We start from the raw sequence: 17,771 nt of genomic DNA on the forward strand, positions 1-17,771 counted from the left end.
AAAAAGAGATACGCAGCATCATGGACGAATCGTGATGCTGCGTATTTCAATAGAGGACTCATTTATCGGAGGGTTGATCAGAATTTATCCCAGCCATTTCCTATTAGCTGGCGCTGCAGGAATGGCAGCTGCTGCTGTTGCTGAATGAACTGCTGACGCTGTTGTTCTTGTAATTGCTGTTGCGAACGGAACTGCTCTTGTGCTTGAGTTGGTGTTCGCTGCGGTTCAGCAGCATACGTTCCATGCTGGGTTTGATCCTGAGCATTGAAATGCTGCTGGAACAACTGCTGCTGTTGCTGGAACTGCTGTTGCTGCTGCTGCTGAAGGAGCTCATAATCTCGCTGGCCAGGCGTTCCTTGATGGTAATAATGCTGATTAAGATGAGACGCGTGAGGCTGATGCTTCATCTGCCCTTGCACTTGCCCTTGCTGCGGGCAGTTTTTTGGCGGCCCGATGACAACCGTGTCGGTGATCGGCGCCAAGGTCTCTTTGACTTTGGCTTCATCCAGGCAGTAGGTGTGAGCGAATACGCTGGCCGGCGTCAATCTCAAGAGATCCGAACCTCCAATGAATTCAGGCACCGGCGCGTCAAAGACCGCGATCAGATGCGTGTTGTCAACCGTCGCCATTTCATAATGCCACCAGCCTTGGGGCACGAGCGCAACTTGACCGGGCGTTACCGTGAAGTTCAGCAGCTCTTTCGTAAACGGATTGACAAGGGAAACGATGGCTGAGCCGGAAACGACATATACCAGCTCCGATGCATTTTGATGGATATGCGGCTCCACTACGTTTCCGGTACTGAGATATATATCCAGCAGGGAAGCGTTGCCGAGCGTGTTCAATTCTTTTACGGAGAGAGAATTAATGTAATTTTGACTATCTTTTTTGAAAAACGGGTTATTGTTCATATCGTAAGTAAACCGAACGGATGGTGAGGTGAAATCCATATAAGAGACTGCCACTGTGACTCCTGCCCTTCATCATGTAATAGGCGTTGACCCATAACACACGTTATGCCCATGGGCAAACATCCGTGAGCCCATTTTTAACAATCAGCAGGATGGCAAGCCGCCCGTTGACAGGGCGGCTTGCGCTAAACACACATAGAGTGGAGCAGGCGAGGTCAGGCCGATTTCGGGATGGAAACCGGCGACTTCCGTCCGGCCGAGAAGCTGACCAGTCCTGCCGCCAAGCCAAGCGCGAGCACGAATCCCCCGAGCCATGGATGGTATTGAAGCGTGGATGACGTATTGACCATGAAGCCTCCTGCACCCGCTCCTGCGGCTAACCCCAGATGGACAATGGAGGTGTTTATGCTGAGAACCAGATTGGAAGAACCCGGCGCCCGCTGGATAAAATAGCTCTGGACCGCCGGGCCCGCCGCAAACATGGACATCACCATGACTCCCATCAGCGAAAGTCCAATGACCGATTGACCGGCGAGCAGCGGAAGCAGCGCAAATACCGCAATATGAACGAGCGTGCTGAAGACAATCACCTTGGCCGCCCCAAAACGGTCGACGCCATAACCGCCGAGCCTGGAGCCGATGGCTCCCAATAGGCCAAAGCCGAGCATCGTGATGCTGATGCCGGATGGCGCGATGCGAAAAATATCCTGGATAAACGCCGTCACATACGTGAACAGTACCGAGTTGCCGGATTCCCGGAAGAACGTAAGCAGCAGGGCGCTGACGATCACGAGACTCCCCAGCACTTTGAATTGCTGGCGGAAGGGTACGGGGGCATCCCCTTGAACATCCGGCAGGAGCCTGATAAGGACAAAAGCGACCAACAGACTGAGCAGAGCCAGCAGCAGAAAAATGGACTGCCAGTTCAGCAGATTCGTGATCCATATGCCGATCGGAACGCCCAGCACCATGGCGCTGCTGAAACCCAGCACGATGGTGCCAATCGCACGGCCTAACGTTTCCGGTGGCACCATCTTGGCTGCGGCACCCATTGCGGCAACGAGATAGACGCCTGAGCTTACGCCCAGAATGACACGGGAAGCCATGAGCATCCATACCTCGGTGCTAAAAAAAGAAACAAGACTGCCGGCAATGAATAGCAGAAGCGAGCCGAGCAGCACCTTTTTTCGATTGATTCGAGCGGTAAGCGAGACCAGAAACGGTGTTCCGATCGCAAAAGCAAGCGAATAGGCGGTAATCAGCTGGCCGGCAAAAGCCAAGGAAATATGAAGATCGTCAGCAATCGCGTACAGAATACCCGAGACGACCAGTTCCGAGGTAGCGGTAAGAAAAACCCCGAGCGCCAATAAATATATCGTATATCGATTCATATCCATTATCCTTTCCGTTGGGAGATCGATACCCTCAATCGGATCATGGCTAGCACATGCCGTATCGGATAGTAAAGCATGAAATCTCTTTGTGTTTGTATTATAAGCAGCGCGCATATATGATGTAAGAAGGCAAAGTATTTGGATATTATCCAGTCATTTTGACTAACTTACGATTAGTTAGTGATGGGGTGAGGCAGTGGAGCCGGTTAAAGAAGACTTTCAGGAAAAGCCAGCGTTCAATCATATCTGCTCGGTGCTGCAAATTCTTGGAGCCAAATGGGCGTTCCTTGTCATCGCGCAATTAGCCCAGGGACCGAAACGGTTTAATCAGCTTCACCGGGATGCAGCCATCATCAAGACGCAATCCTTGACGGATGTCCTGCGCCATTTGGAAAGCAGCGGCATCGTGAGACGCGAGGTATTCCCTACCGTTCCGGTCTCCGTGGAGTATTCATTGACCGAGAAGGGGATGGACTTCCTGGCTTCTTTGAAGGAGATGGAGAAGTGGGCCGAAAAATGGGGAGTGGAACAATCCTCCTGACGTTCCCGCTGCCGCCAAAATGGTATGATATCAGAAAACTCATTTCCGACGCGTATACAGCGGAAATGAGTTTTCTTTTTTTTGAAAATTTCGTATTCTTATAGATAACATTTTCGAAAATGGGAATGAAGTGATAGGGAGGTGGTTGCCGTTTGCGAATCCATAAGATTAACCTGCTGACCAAGTTGTTGATTTCCTATTTGCTTGTGCTGATGTTTCCCGTGATCGTCATCCTGTGTTATTACTATCCCTATTCGGCGGACGTTGTTAAAGAGAAGGAAATGGACTGGAATGCGCATATTACGGAGCAATTCATGACATCGATGGATACGTTTACCCGGTATGTATACAATTTGCCGTTCGAGCTGGTGCAGAATCGGGAATTCAAGATGTACAAGGCCGAGGAAAGCGACTACCAGCGTGTCCTCATTGCCAATGAGATGAAAAAATACAATGCAACCGATGCATTTATTTACAACACCTTGCTGTATGTAAAGAACATCGGTTATTTGTTTTCTAAAACTGGAAGCGCATACAGTTTGGACGACCTGTCCATTCCGGGCGTCGGTTACTACTATGAAAACTGGGCCAGCGAAGATATGATCCAGACTTTGAATGATCTCGAGTCTCCCGTCGTCAGGCCTGTCGAGAACGTGATTGTGCCCGGCAACAACCGGGTTCGAATGCTGACCTTCGTGCAGCCGCTGCCGGTAGGAGGCACGAATTCACCCGGAGCCGTCATGATCATGGTAAGGGAAGATACGATCGTCCGGATGATGAAGTCCGTCTCGGAAACCTATAGCGGCGATTTTTTTGTGTTTGACGGCCAGGGAAGGCGGTTGGTATCTTCCCATGATACGTCATACCAATCCTCCGATGACTTCAGGAAGCTTGTGCAGGGCATAGGGGAAGAGACCTCTTCCTCTTCGGGCATTTATGCGATCAGCGGATCGGATTATCTGGTATCGTCCTCGGTTTCGGACAAGAATGGCTGGAAATACGTGAGCCTGCTGCCGGTAGCCTCATCCCTTCAAGGCATTCGGACGATTCAGTTGAATACGGCCATCCTGGTCGGCCTGATCCTGCTGCTTGAAGTGTTAATCATCTATATATCGATCCGGAACAACTATCAGCCGATTCGCCGCCTGGTTGATCTTGCCGTTCAAGTCTTCGAACCGCGGGAGGGGAAGCCCATGAACGAGATCGATACGATCAAATATACGCTGGAGGAGCTTTCGCTGGCCAACAGCAAGCTTGACGAGCATGTGAAGGGATCGTTGCCGATTATGCGGGATAACCTGCTGTTTGAACTGGTGAGCGGGCATCTTGCAGGCTGGGACGATTTCGAACGGGAAGCAAGAAAGGTCGGCCTCCGGTTTCAGCATGATTGCTTCTCGGTTGCTGTACTATGCTGTGAAGCGGATGGAGGAGAGATGGAGAAGATACTGGATTACTGCCGGCGCTATGAAGGACGGCTGCCGGAGGATATCCAAGGTTATTTCTTTAAAAGCATCTATCCGCAGGAATTGATTCTGGTGTGCTCCCATGCGGAGAATGTCCCGCTCACATCCTGCCTGGAACTGATGCAGGATGAAATATTGGAGCACACGGGCCGGGGAACGGTGATCGGCATCGGCAAGCCAGGCAAAGCCCCATCTCCGCAGGACCTCCATCTCTCTTACCTGCAGGCACTCCGAACGGCGGAGTTTCTGCGCATCCGAAAGACCGACGCCGTGCAGGTCTTTGATAATATCGGGATTCCCCAGACCGGAGCTGTCTCCTATTATGCCGAAATCCTGCAATCCCTCGAGCTTGCGATCCTCAAGAATGATGCAGCCATGCTGGCCTCTCTAGCAGAGAGAATGATCGGTTACCTAAGCAATGACAGCCTGCCGCCACATATGATTCAGAGCGTGTATCTCAATACCGTTACCGTCATCTTCAACGGCCTCCAGCGGTTCCGTCATGACGATCAGAGCCTGCTGCGGCTTACGGATGCGGCTTTTAACCATCGTTATACGCTGGAACAGATGATCGGGATCATAAGGGAAAGCTATGCCAAGCTGTGCGATATGATCAAGGAAACCCTCCCCATTTCCCGGGTGGCAACCCAGGATGAGATCCTGTCCCTGATTGCGGAGAAAGGAATGGATCCGAACTGTTCGCTGCAGATGATGGCCGATTATTTTGATATGTCGGTCTCCAACTTCAGCCATCACTTCAAAAAAACGATGGGGCAAAATTTCAAAGAGCATATCGATCAGCTTCGAATCCAGAAATCCATTCAGCTTCTGCGGGACAGCGAGGAGACGCTCGAAGCCATCTCCCAACAGGTCGGGTATACCAATACCTCGAGTTTTATCCGCTCCTTCAAAAAAATGGTGGGTACGACGCCGGGGCAATATCGAAATACGCATAAAGCTTAAAACGAAAGACCGCTGATGCCGATGACAAGGCCGATTACAGCGGTCTTTTATAAACCTGCTTGAATAGAAGCTATTCCTAGGCAGCTGTTTCACAGGTTAAGATGTTTCAATTTTTGAACATATACAAAATTTGAATTCCCTGTACCGGCTTGTAATGATGCGTTTACATATATGGGATGATGGGCTCCTTCAAAAAATGAGGATGCCTGAAAAACTGTCCGTTTACGGTGCTCGCCGCCTTCATTTAGAGTGAAAACTGTCCCAAGGCAAGGCCGACCCAAGGCCGCATACCCCCATGGACCAGACCAATAAACGAAACCAGGAGGTAATGGAATGAAGAAAAGGGTAAACGTTTTCATCTCGCTTGTCGCCATCACGGCCATGTTGCTAACAGGCTGCAGCGGGGCCGGAGGCGGCCAGAACGACTCGGCGGAGACTCCCGGAGACCAAACCGGCAGCAAAGTCAAGCTAACCGCCATCATTACCAAGCACCCGCTCACGAAGCCGCTGGCCGAAATGGAGTGGCTGCAAAAGGTTGAGGAGACGGCGGGCGTGGACATCGAATGGCAGGAGATTACCGCGGATTGGGGACAGAAGAAAGGGACGATGCTGGCCAGTGGCGATATTCCGGATCTGTTCATCGGGCCGAACGTCATTACGGATGCAGACTTTGCGCAATTCCAGGGTTTGTTCCAGGATCTGTCCGGCATGCTGGAGCAAGCGCCCAACGTACAGAACATGTTTAATGAAAAACCGGATACGAAAATAATCGCCACGCAGTCGGACGGCAAAATCTACGGTCTCCCGAAATATCAGCGGTTCTGGCCCGCTACCGCGAGCAGGCAGTTCATTAACCAGCAGTGGCTGGATCACCTCGGTCTGAGCATGCCGACCACATGGGATGAGCTGTATGAAGTGCTGGTGGCTTTCAAAGAGAAGGATGCCAACGGCAACGGCGATCCGAATGACGAGATTCCGATGGATTGGCCGGGAGGCATCGGCGGATATTTTAATCCCGCGGTGCTCCTGGGCAGCATGGGCATTACGCTGACGGACGGCAGCGGACAGGGTTATTTCGTGGAAGACGGTCAGGTGAAGAACTTCCTGACGGATGAACGGTACAAAACGATGGTCGTGTTTCTGAATAAATTGTACAAGGCGGGTCTGATCAACCCGGAAGTGTTCACGCATGATTATACGAAATTTCAATCCATCGCGCGCGGGGAAGGGGATACGGCCAAGGTCGGCTTTACCTGGGGATGGGTGGCGTCCGACCGGTTCGGCGAGCAGCTGGCACCGCAATATGCTTCCATGCCGCCGATGAAGGTGTCGGCAGATTATGCAGGGAAGCTGTCCTGGAGCTACGATCATTACTCCCTGAATTATGGCACCAACCATATCGTCATGTCCGCCAAGACCAAGAACAAAGAAGCGGCCATGAAATTCATCAACGAGCTTTATGCGCCCGAGGTGGGCATGCAGGTGCTGTTCGGATCCCTCGGACCGAACATTAAAGATAACGGAGACGGTACATATGCCGTTCTGCCTCCGGCCGATGCCAAGATGGATCCGGGCACGTGGAAATGGACCTCGACGATGGCGGACAACGGCGCATTTTATATTCCCGATACCTTAAAGCTGACGCTTGGCACCGATATGCAGGAGGTGCTGGGTCAATCGGAGCCGCTGGAGGCGGCCTTGGACGTGGATCCCGATAAAGACGTGTTCCCCGGCATGTTCATCAAGTATTCCACCATGGACAATAACGCCATGAGCCTGAACAATACCAACGTTATGAATCTGGCGGAATCCAGCTTTGCGAAATGGGTCACCAAGGGCGGCGTGGAAGCCGAATGGGACGCGTATATCAAGGAAAGCGAGAAGGCAGGCCTGAAGCAGAATCTTGAGATTATGCAAAAATATTACGACGATTACATGAATCAAAACTAGGAGGGAGGATATGGGGCCTCGCAAAAGATTGGACACCTTCAGACGTGATTACCAGCTGTGGATTATGATTTTTCCGGCGATTGCCGTCATTCTGTTGTTTAACTATGTGCCGATGTACGGCATCCAGCTTGCGTTTAGGGATTACGATTTCAGCCAAGGCTTGACCGGCGGAGAGTGGCGCGGACTCGCCTACTTTCAGCAATTCATCGACAGTTACCTGTTCACCGATTTGATGCGAAACACGTTTCTGATCAGTCTGGCCACGATCGTGCTCGGCTTTCCGGCCCCGATCATCTTAGCGCTCATTCTAAACCAGATTCGCAGAAAAAGAATGAAGCAAGTGATGCAGACCACCGTATACCTGCCTCATTTCATATCCATCATCGTGCTGGTCGGGATGCTGAACGTGCTGCTGTCCTCCGAAACCGGGGTTGTCGGTCACTTCATGAAGGCGGTGGGGCTGGGGCATATCAATTTGTTAGCCTCCACCTCGACCTTTATTCCGGTGTACGTGCTCTCCGACATATGGCAGCACTGCGGCTGGAACAGCATTATCTATCTTGCGGCCTTGTCCACCGTGGATCCCCAACTGTACGATGCCGCCAAGATCGATGGGGCCAGCCGTTGGCAGACGATCCGGTACGTCGACATTCCCGCACTCGTTCCAACCATCATCATCCTGTTCATTCTCAGCATGGGGAATATCCTCGGGACCGGCTTCGAGAAAATATTCCTGATGCAGAATTCGCTGAACCTTCCCGTCTCGGAGGTCATAGCCACCTATGTTTACAAAATCGGGATCATCTCCAACCAGTTCAGCTTGGCTTCGGCCATCGGTTTGTTTAACACGCTCATCAATTTCGTATTTCTGTACGCGATGAACACGATATCGAAGAGAATGTCGGAAACGAGCTTATTCTAATGATCGGGGAAGGAGAAAACGGTTGTGGAACATGAAACTGCCAGAATGCGCATCAACGGCAAGGAGCTGGGATTTAAGATCATCTTGGGTTTTCTGTGCGTTTTGATTTTTCTGCTGATTGCGTATCCGCTGTATTTTATCATTATTGCTTCGTTCAGCGACTCAACGCTCGTCTCTACGGGGAAGGTCATGTTTATCCCCAAAAATGTTAGTTTTTTCGGTTACCAGGAAATTTTCAAGGATATGCGGATTTGGACCGGGTACCGAAATACGTTGTTTTACACGGTGTTCGGCACCCTGGTGAACATGCTGTTCACGCTTCCGGCAGCTTATGTGCTGTCCAGAAAGGAATTTCGCGCCAGACGCATCATTATGTTTATTTTCGTGATCACGATGTTCTTCAACGGCGGGCTGATTCCGACCTATTTATTGATGAAGGGTCTTGGTTTGACCAACACGATCTGGGTGTTTATTCTCCCGTTCTCCGTGAATGTGTTTTATTTGATCATTGCGAGGACGTTCTTTGAAAACTCGCTGCCGCAGGAGCTGCATGAAGCCGCCGTCATGGACGGATGCTCTCACTTTACCTTTTTCTTCAAAGTGGCCTTGCCGCTGTCCAAAGCGCTGGTCTCCGTCATCGGGCTCTATTATTTGGTGGGGCATTGGAATGATTTCTTTACGGCGCTGATCTATATCCGGGATACGAAGCTCCAGCCGCTGCAGATCGTTCTGCGGGATATTCTGCTGTCGAACCAGGTATTCTCGAGCGGTGCGGGAACGGGCGGGGATGCCGGAGGGTACGCGCAGCGATATGCCGACCAGATCAAGTACGGCGTCATTATCGTTTCAACGCTTCCGATTCTGCTCATTTATCCGTTTATGCAAAAATATTTCGAGAAAGGCGTCATGATCGGCTCCATTAAAGGGTGACGCGCGGCGATTTACCGCGATCGTACCCTAAACGTATGAAAACGGTAGGGCAGATCCCAGTGAAAATAACGCAAAAAACAACCCGTATGCCGGAGCAGCATACGGGTTGCTTTCTTTGACAAGGCCCCAAGGAATAATGCAGGCAAGCTCCAAAAAGCGCCAGCTCCATCTTCCCAAACGACATACGATTAACTTATGGCCGTTCTCGGATCATCTCCACGAAATTCATGGCGGCAGCGGATAACGCTTCATGCTTGCGGGTGCAGACCGCAATGATATTTTGCAGCTCGATGCCATCGACGTATACCTGGCTGAGCTCACCGCGCTCCACGTATTCCCGCACTACGAGCGAAGACACGAAGTTGGCTCCGTACCCGGCAATGACGGCCGTGATCGCTTCGTGCAGGCCGTTGAATTGCAGCGTGATGCGGGGCGAAGGCGCGCTGTGGGTACGGCATAAGGCAAGTAACCGTTCCCGTGTCGAGCTTCCTTCCTCCCGCATGACAAAAGGCTCTCTCATCATTTCATCCAGGGAGATATGCTGATTGGCATAACGGTGGTCGGGGGAGACGACAAACCACAGCTCATCCCGGAACAGCTCCTCGGTCTGTATCGTATCCGGCGATTCCTCAGGGAGGCCGCCGTATATCGCAAGATCCACGTCCATGTTCAGCAGCTGCTTAAGCGCATCGCTGGAATTCGTGGTGGTAATGCTCATTTCCACGTCTTCGTACCGCTGCTTGTATTTTGCGAGCCAGGCCGGCAGAAGAAAATGGGAGGGGAGGTAGGTTGCGGCCAGTCGGATATGCCCCCTCGAACCGCTGCGGTAATCCCGGCAGAATTGTTCGATCTGCTGCTCAACCGAAAAGAGCCTTTTGGCAAGGGGGAGCAGCTCGGCGCCAGCCTGCGTCAATCCGATGCCTCTGCCCTGCGGCTTGAACAGGGTAAGGGAAAGCTCCTTCTCGAATTTCTTAACCTGTGCCGTGATGGCCGGCTGACTTATATTTAATAATTCGGCAGCCCGGGTGACGCTGCCCGATGTGGCAATGACGTGAAACAGCCGTAAGGCATGTAAATTCATATGGTGCCGCACTCCTGTCTAATTTATATATTTTATTTATATAACCTACTTAATTATATATTATTTTTATAATACTAAATCACATACAATGAATGTGTAAAATCCAATTTGAAGTTTAAGGGAGGAAACAGGCATGAAAGCGAATGCGAATGATGCTGCGACTTGGGGCAAAGTGGACGATTATGTGACGGAACATTTGATTCCTTATGACGAGGTGCTGGAGAAGGTGTTGGCCGCAAACCGGGAGGCAGGCTTGCCTGAGATCGATGTATCTCCCGCTCAGGGCAAGCTGCTGAACGTGATCGTGCAGATCAAGGGAGCGAAACGAATCTTGGAGATTGGTACGCTTGGCGGTTACAGCACGATTTGGATGGCTAGGGCGATCGGGGCAGAAGGGCGGCTGATTTCATTGGAGCTCGATCCGCATCATGCGAAGGTTGCCAAATCCAACGTAGCGTTGGCCGGACTGGAGGATAGGGTCAGCATCCGCGTAGGCGATGCATTGGCGCAGCTGGAGCAGCTGGCTAAGGAAAAGGCGGAGCCGTTCGATCTGATTTTCATCGATGCCGATAAACCGAACAATCCGAATTATTTGAAGTGGGCGCTGCAGTTCTCCAAGGCCGGCACCGTCATCATTAGCGATAATGTCATCCGGAACGGAGAAGTCATCGATTATCACAGCACAGACCCTCGGGTGCATGGCATCCGAAAATTCATGGATATGCTGTCGGCAGACTCCTCGATTGCCGGCACGGCCATTCAAACGGTTGGAAGCAAGGGATATGACGGGTTTTATATCGGAATTGTGCAGTAGAGGGCATATCGGCCCGTACCATGCTCTGAATGCGATAGCCCTGCCCTTACGGGAGAATGGTATGAAGATCCCGATGTTTGGGAGGGAACGAGAAAAGGGCTGCATCCCCCGTATGCCTTACGCGGGTGCAGCCCTTTTTATCGTATTTAAAATGTGAATTACATCTTCAGATCTTGCCCCGTTCTGGAAGCGTCGCCCTGTTCCTTAGGGCTGAACGGCCACCAGTTGGCCCGGCCGAAGATGCGAACCATCACCGGCACGAAGAATGGCAGGAACAGGAGTGCATAAAGCACAAGTCCAACCAAGACGACCGTGGCGATCTGCATCATGGACAATACGCCGGATGGATACATGGCCGCAAAGGTACCGCCAAGAATGACCACTGCGGACAGAATGACCGTGCCCATGTTGCGCATGGCATGGAGAATGGCATCCTGAACGTTCCAGGCTTTGTTCTCGTTGAAGCGTGCCATCAGGAAGATGCTGTAATCCACCCCTAGCGCGATCAGCATGACAAAGCTGAAGAACGGCGTGGCCCAAGTAATGCCGGAATATCCGAAGCCGTGGACGAAGATCATCTCCGTAACGCCGACGGCGGTAAAGTACGTGATGACAAGCGAAATAATCAGGTAGATCGGCATCACGATGGATCGCAGCAACACGACCAGGATAATGAAGATTCCGCTCAGCATGAGAATCACGGTACGCGTGTAATCTTCATTCGAGATGCTCTGCAAATCGTTGTTGGTGCTGGTGATGCCGCTGATGGCAACTTCGGCGTTCTCCAGCTTCGTGTCTTTTACTGCACGGTCGACGGCTGCCTGAATCTGTTCGACGCTGCCCAGCGCTTCTTCGCTGTACGGATTGGTTGACAGCACCACATCCAGCGTCATCACTTTGCGGTCATCGGACAAGTAGGTATCGAATACCGTCTGGAATTCTTCGTTCTCCAGAGCTTCCTGCGGGATGAAGAATCCGCTGAGGTCCTCATCCTGAACGTCCTGAATTTGCTGCAGGTAATCCTGAGCGGAATGCAGTCCGTCCGAAATTTGTTTCAGCCCGTCGGCGCTGGAATTCAGCCCTTCCGTCAGCTCTCCGATCTGTCCGGTAAGATCGCCGAACCCGTCGGCAAGCTGCTTCTGGCCGCCCTGCAGCTGGTCCAGTCCGCCTGTAATGGAAGGGATCTGGCTTACGATTTGGCCCTGCCCGTTAGCGGCTTGCGAGAGCCCGGATTGAAGCTCTGCGATCCCGGACACAAGCTGCTGAAGACCGTCGGCAAGCGCCGTTTGACCTGCGGCTGCCTTGGCATAGCCGGCGTTGGCTTCCGATAGGCCAGCCGATGCACCCTTAAGCTGCTCGGAGATCTGTCCCAACCCAGCGGCCAGCTCGGCCGTGCCTGCTGCCGTTTGGGTAACGGTGCCTTTAATCGTTTGATAATCGGTATCCTGAACGAGTTCCGGATGACTGCTCTCCAATCCCGTGAAGGAGCCTTCAAGTCCTTTCAGAGCCCCGGCAACGCCGCCCAGCTGTTCCTGGATTCCGGCGACGCCGCCGTTTAGGGCCGCTAATCCGGTGTCGAGCTGCTTGTAGCCTTGAAGCAGCTGGTCGTGGGCAGCAGCCAACTCTTTCGCGCTTTGCGCTGCCTTGGCAAGTCCAGCTTTCAGCTCGCCGGCGCCGGCGCTTCCGCTTTGAATCCCTTTTTGAATAGCGCTGAGACCCTGACCAAGCTCGGTGATGCCGTCCTTCAGGTCGGCCGTTCCCTTCGTCAGCTCTCGCGCTCCCGCAGCAGCCTCATTCAGCTTCGGCGCATTCTCGCTGAGCTGCTTGCCTGCTTCGGAAAGTCCGTTCTGAATTTGGGTCAGCCCGTCTTTGGACTCTCCCAATCCTTCATTTAACGTTTTGACTTGAGTCGGAATGAGGAAATCGTTGATTTGCTCGCCGGTTGGACGCGAAAGTCCGCGAACGCTCGAAACGCCTTCAACCTTTTCCACTTCCCGGCTGATTTTTTCCGCGAGTCCCATGTACTCCGCCGTATCCATCCGGTCATCGTTCTTGATCACGATGGTGGAAGGCAGCGACTGCCCGGGACCGAAGCTGTCCGAAATGATATTAAAGCCCTTGACCGAATCATAACTCGGACCGATTTCCTCCAGGCTGTTAAATGACAGCTTGCCGCTGTATGTAGCGAGGAAGGGCCCGACGATGACGGCCACGACGAGCATGGCGGCCCAAGGGCGCTTGAGGGAGAAGGAACCGGCCGCTCCCCATAGTTTATTTTCGCTGTGTTCCAGCTTGCCGCGTGACGGCCAGAAGAGTTTCTTCCCAAGGACTGCCATGAAGAACGGCACGACCGTGACTAACGCAAGAAGCATAACCGCGATGCCGATCGCAACCGCAACCGCGGATTTATACAGAATGAACTTGGATAAACCGATGGCTGCAAAGCCGACGAATACGGCAAGCCCGGAATAAAGCACGGTGCCGCCGGCTTTCCGATAAGTTTCGATAATGGCCGATTGGGTATCTTCGGACGTGGAGAGTTCTTCCTTAAACCGGCTGATCAGCAGGATGCAGTAGTCGGTTCCGATCCCGAACATGACGGCCACCATAAAGATCTGGGTGAAGGTGGATATCGGGAAGTTGAACTGGTCCACGAGAAAGGACACGACCGACTGGGACACGAGATAACTGAGCCCTACGGTCAACAGCGGCACGAACGGTGCCACGAAGGAACGGAAAACAACGAACAGGATCAACAGAATAAAGATGACCGTAATATATTCCGTTTTCTTCAGGCCTTCCTCGGAGCTGACGATGGTATCTTCGTTGATGAGACCTTCGCTGGTCAGATAATGATCGGCTTGAACGCCTTCGAGCACCTGATCGACCTTCCCGGGCAGCTCTTTCACGGCTTCCTCGCCCCCGCTGACCTGAAGCGCGACCATGATGGTCTTGCCGTCTTTGGCGATGAGCGTGTCTTCCAGCTCCGTCTGCGTGAACGGTTCATTAATGGAATCGATGTGAAGGCTGTCTTTATTGTCGTTTAAAGCTTGAACGCCCAGCCGGATGCTTTCCTTATCCGCTTCGCTTAACCCGTCGGGTTTGTTGAAGACAAGCGCAACCTGGTTCAGGGTTTCCCCGCCCTCGCCCCCGGAGGCTTCCTTCAGGATTTCAGCCGCGCGCGAAGAGGTATATCCATCCGGCACGGATAGCTGGCCCTTCTCCCGCACCAGGTCCGCCATGGAAGGCGCGAACATAAACAGCGCGACGGCGGCCGCCAGCCACAGCACGATGATGGCCCATCTTGCTTTCAGTATAGCTCTCAATTCTTTCTCCCCCCTGATTCAAACATCAATTGCCCCAGTTTCTCGAACATCGAGATAAACATTTCGATATCTTTTTCTTCAAAATGCTGCAGGTAAGGGGAGATGATCTCCCTCATCTGCTCCTGGGCCGATTCAAAAATCGTATGTCCGTACTCCGTTAAAGTCAGATACACCAGCCTGCGATCCGCTTCGTCCCGGGTTCTGTCGATAATGCCGGCATCCACGAGGCGGTTGACGATGGCCGTGACCGAGCTTTTGCCGACCGCGAGCGCTTCCGCCAGATAGGATGAGGTACAGCGATCCATGCCGTTGATCAAGCGTACCACCTGAAACTGGTCGCTGGTCAGGTCTTCGCCGAGCTGCTCCCGGATCTGGGCATTGATCCGCCGCGATACCAGCAGGTAGACATCGACATACCGGTCGATCCACTGCCTTGCTTTGTCGTTCAATGATAGTTCTCCTCTCAAATAGTTCACGTATGAAATAGTTTTACTAATGAACTATATGGCAGAAGGAAGAAAAAGTCAATCTCAGCATGAGAGCACATGCAGACCGCCTCGGAATCAAGCCCTTTGGCAGGCCTGCAAGGCCTTTTGATAAAACGGGCTATGTCTGAGACAAAGAAGGGGAGTGGAGCGTTATCGCGGATAATACGAAAATCCCGGATATTTTACGACGGGCCACTTCTCCTTGCGCAAAGCGTCGGTGACTTCGTTTCCGACGTTCAGGTTATCCCGGACCAGGTCCCGTGGCGTCAAGGCCATCCATTGATTCAAGGATATATCCTCGAACCGGTCGCTTCTGAACATTTCCAGAAACCATAAGGATTCCGTCCCCGTGTTCTGTATGTAGTGACCGAAGGCAAAAGGCACGTAACCGACGTCGCCGGCTCTGTAGTCGAAGGTCCGAGCTGCTCCATTGCCGGCGAATACGGTCATTCTTCCCTGCCCGGTCAAGTAATACTGCCATTCATCCTGATTCGGATGCCAATGGAGCTCCCGCATGGCGCCAGGCTTGATCTCGACCAGCGCGGCTGCAACGGTTTTGGAGATCGGAAAATTGCGGGAATCTACGATTCTAACGCTTCCGCCAGGGGTTATGATCGGTTCTTGAGCCAACAGCCGGTGCTTGAAGCTGAGCGGCACCGTTCCGTAGGGAGACTGCACCTCCTGGCTGGCAAGCGAACCCGGTACCTGGTCTTGAAAAATATAAACCTGCTCCTTAGGGATATGATCAAACGCGTTCTCCGGCACGCCGAAGTTGGCGGACAACACGTCCTTAGGCGTGTGGGCAAACCAGTCGGAGATCGATAAGGTGTTCAGGTCTGAGAAGTGGCCGTCGTCAAAGACCAGCAGAAATTCACAGCCTTCCTCGAGTCCCTGGATCGAGTGGGGGAGGCCGGCCGGAAAATACCAAAGGTCGCCCGGTCCCACATCCGCTATAAAATTCCTGCCGCTTGCATCCATGGCCGTAATCCTGGCGCTGCCCCATATCATATAGGACCACTCCGCCTGCTGATGCCAATGCAGCTCCCGAACTCCGCCGGGCGTCAGGCTCATGTTCACGCCGGCCAGCGTGGTCGCAATCGGCAGGTCCCGTACCGTAATTTCCCGCGACCAGCCGCCATGATTCAGCTGCATATGCGTGTCGGAGAACGACATTTTCAGATTCGGTATCAAGCCCGCATCCGTGACCGGAGGGACAAGCATGTCGGGATTCTCGATATCCCTCATCACATCCCGCGGACCATAGTCCGGCCCGCCAGCACCGTCGCTGCGAATCGGCTGGGGTATACGGCCGGCATGTTCTCGTTTCTGGTTCTGATCCTCCATCATCGGTATCTCCCTCCACATGGTTTTTACGAAACGCATCAGTTTAAACTGCCATCGATTAAGTTTATGAGCCGGCGCTTGGCTAATATGTTGAGGAAGCGAGGTCGCCCAGGAAGAGATTCGCAATGACATATCTCACGTTCAATCGAAAAGAGTGTTGACATTTGAAAGCGCTGCACATACAATAGGTCTCAAATAGATCTATGATAGATCTATCATAGATTCAGGAGGGACAAGCATGAACGATAATGAGCTGCTGCTTGCTTTCTATGGCGATGATTTTACGGGTTCGACGGATGCGATGGAGGCGCTGGCCCGAAGCGGTTACCGCACGGTGCTGTTTTTGGAAGCTCCTTCACTCGATCGGCTCAAGAAGTTTGAAGGCCTGCGCTGCATAGGGGTAGCGGGCACCAGCAGAGCCAAATCCCCGGAGGATATGGAGGCCGAGCTCCGGCCGGTATTTGAGAAGCTGTCCATGAGCGGCGCGCCGATCGTTCACTATAAGACGTGCTCTACCTTCGATTCGTCACCGGAGGTTGGCAGTATAGGCCGCGCGATCGGGGTGGCCAGAGACTATTTTTCCGATCAGGTTACGGTTCCGCTGCTGGTCGGAGCGCCACGCCTCGGACGCTATACGCTGTTCGGACAGCATTTTGCGAAAATGCATGATACGGTGTACCGCTTGGACCGGCATCCCGTCATGTCACAGCATCCATCCACGCCGATGCATGAGGCGGATTTGCGTCTTCATCTCGCGGAGCAGACGGCCGATACGATTGCATTGATGGATATCGTTGAACTGGATGGAGACCCGGATGCGGTTCTTGACCGATATCGTGATAAACTGGGAGAGAAACCGGGAATTCTGCTGTTCGATGCCTTGGATGAGGACAGGCTCAAGCGGTGCGGCCAGCTGATTCAGGACAGACCCGAAGGGGCGGGGGCATTCGTTGTCGGTTCGTCCGGCGTCGAATACGCTTTGGCAGCCCATTGGGATGAACTCGGGCTCTCTGCCCCTTCGTCTGAGAAAATCGCGCCCGCAGCGCCCGTCCGGCCTACCGATACGATTCTGGTGGTGTCCGGGAGTGCTTCCCCGGTCAGTCGGCTTCAGATTGAGCGGGCGATAGCCGCAGGCTTCCGCGGCATTCGCATTACGCCGGACGCCATGGAAGATACCCAGGGAACGGCCCGGTCGGAACTTGTTCGACAAGCTGTAGACGCTCTCGCAGAAGGGCAAAGCATTGTGCTCTATACGGCGCTTGGCCCGGAGGATGAAGCGATCGGCGAGACCCGGACGCGATTGAAGGCCATGGGTTTCACTGGAGCGGAAGCGGGCGAGTTTATCGGCAGAAGCCTCGGGAAGTTAACCAAGCAGATCATGGGGCAAGCCAAGCTCGGCCGGATTGTCGTCGCTGGAGGAGACACCTCCGGTTTTGTCACCAGTGAAATGGGCGCCTACGGGCTGGAGATGATATGGGACGTATCCCCGGGAGCTCCGCTCTGCAGGGTATATTCGGACGACGCCAGCCTTGACGGCCTTGAATTGGCTCTCAAGGGCGGGCAGCTGGGATCACCGGATTATTTTATCAGCGTACGGGATGCCGGGTTCCCTGAATCGGATCAATAGCACGGATCAATTGCCAA

Annotated in this window: 12 protein-coding genes and 1 pseudogene; 7 read left to right on the forward strand and 6 right to left on the reverse strand. The window is 53.0% G+C overall.

What is annotated here, in order from left to right:
• Window positions 1-416 precede the first annotated feature (416 nt).
• Both BMX45_RS31740 and BMX45_RS08900 read right to left on the reverse strand, forming a co-directional pair.
• Window positions 417-965 (reverse strand): annotated as a pseudogene (locus tag BMX45_RS31740) (cupin domain-containing protein); the annotation flags it as partial.
• Window positions 966-1,126: 161 nt separating this feature from the next.
• Entirely contained in the window at window positions 1,127-2,302 is a 1,176-nt protein-coding gene (locus tag BMX45_RS08900) for an MFS transporter (RefSeq protein ID WP_090909352.1), read from the reverse strand.
• A gap of 199 nt (window positions 2,303-2,501) precedes the next feature.
• Between BMX45_RS08900 and BMX45_RS08905 the strand changes: the two genes are divergently transcribed.
• The 5 genes from BMX45_RS08905 to BMX45_RS08925 all read left to right on the forward strand — a co-directional run bounded on the left by BMX45_RS08905 (window position 2,502) and on the right by BMX45_RS08925 (window position 9,074).
• Window positions 2,502-2,846, forward strand: a complete 345-nt coding sequence (locus BMX45_RS08905) for a winged helix-turn-helix transcriptional regulator (RefSeq protein ID WP_090909353.1) — start codon at window positions 2,502-2,504, stop codon at window positions 2,844-2,846.
• A 152-nt stretch (window positions 2,847-2,998) separates the two neighbouring features.
• On the forward strand, window positions 2,999-5,272 hold the full coding sequence (locus BMX45_RS08910; protein ID WP_090909354.1) for a helix-turn-helix domain-containing protein: 2,274 nt from the start codon (window positions 2,999-3,001) through the stop codon (window positions 5,270-5,272).
• Window positions 5,273-5,605: 333 nt separating this feature from the next.
• Window positions 5,606-7,222, forward strand: coding sequence for an ABC transporter substrate-binding protein (locus BMX45_RS08915; RefSeq protein ID WP_090909355.1), 1,617 nt, complete (start codon window positions 5,606-5,608; stop codon window positions 7,220-7,222).
• Between the two features lie 10 nt (window positions 7,223-7,232).
• Window positions 7,233-8,144 (forward strand): ABC transporter permease, encoded by a 912-nt coding sequence (locus BMX45_RS08920; RefSeq protein ID WP_009595317.1) that lies wholly within the window; start codon window positions 7,233-7,235, stop codon window positions 8,142-8,144.
• 45 nt (window positions 8,145-8,189) lie between these two features.
• Window positions 8,190-9,074: a carbohydrate ABC transporter permease gene (locus BMX45_RS08925; protein ID WP_090909547.1), complete on the forward strand. Its 885-nt coding sequence runs from the start codon at window positions 8,190-8,192 to the stop codon at window positions 9,072-9,074.
• A 193-nt stretch (window positions 9,075-9,267) separates the two neighbouring features.
• On the opposite strand, the gene BMX45_RS08930 is transcribed toward BMX45_RS08925, so the two are convergent.
• Entirely contained in the window at window positions 9,268-10,155 is an 888-nt protein-coding gene (locus tag BMX45_RS08930) for a LysR family transcriptional regulator (protein WP_090909356.1), read from the reverse strand.
• A gap of 133 nt (window positions 10,156-10,288) precedes the next feature.
• Between BMX45_RS08930 and BMX45_RS08935 the strand changes: the two genes are divergently transcribed.
• A complete protein-coding gene (locus BMX45_RS08935) occupies window positions 10,289-10,969 on the forward strand; it encodes an O-methyltransferase (protein WP_090909357.1) in 681 nt (226 codons plus the stop codon).
• A 158-nt stretch (window positions 10,970-11,127) separates the two neighbouring features.
• On the opposite strand, the gene BMX45_RS08940 is transcribed toward BMX45_RS08935, so the two are convergent.
• From BMX45_RS08940 to BMX45_RS08950, 3 genes are all read right to left on the reverse strand, one after another.
• The gene (locus tag BMX45_RS08940) at window positions 11,128-14,295 is read right to left on the reverse strand and encodes an MMPL family transporter (protein WP_090909358.1); all 3,168 of its coding nucleotides are present in this window, start codon (window positions 14,293-14,295) and stop codon (window positions 11,128-11,130) included.
• The gene (locus BMX45_RS08945; protein WP_090909359.1) at window positions 14,292-14,744 is read right to left on the reverse strand and encodes a MarR family winged helix-turn-helix transcriptional regulator; all 453 of its coding nucleotides are present in this window, start codon (window positions 14,742-14,744) and stop codon (window positions 14,292-14,294) included. The genes BMX45_RS08940 and BMX45_RS08945 overlap by 4 nt, the downstream gene beginning before the upstream one ends.
• 189 nt (window positions 14,745-14,933) lie before the next feature.
• Complete coding sequence (locus BMX45_RS08950) at window positions 14,934-16,130, reverse strand: oxalate decarboxylase family bicupin (RefSeq protein ID WP_090909360.1); 1,197 nt, start codon at window positions 16,128-16,130, stop codon at window positions 14,934-14,936.
• Window positions 16,131-16,365: 235 nt separating this feature from the next.
• Between BMX45_RS08950 and BMX45_RS08955 the strand changes: the two genes are divergently transcribed.
• The gene (locus BMX45_RS08955; RefSeq protein ID WP_090909361.1) at window positions 16,366-17,754 is read left to right on the forward strand and encodes a four-carbon acid sugar kinase family protein; all 1,389 of its coding nucleotides are present in this window, start codon (window positions 16,366-16,368) and stop codon (window positions 17,752-17,754) included.
• The last annotated feature ends 17 nt before the right edge of the window (window positions 17,755-17,771 follow it).

This window comes from Paenibacillus sp. cl141a (assembly GCF_900109305.1).
GTDB lineage: Bacteria > Bacillota > Bacilli > Paenibacillales > Paenibacillaceae > Paenibacillus_AQ > Paenibacillus_AQ lautus_A.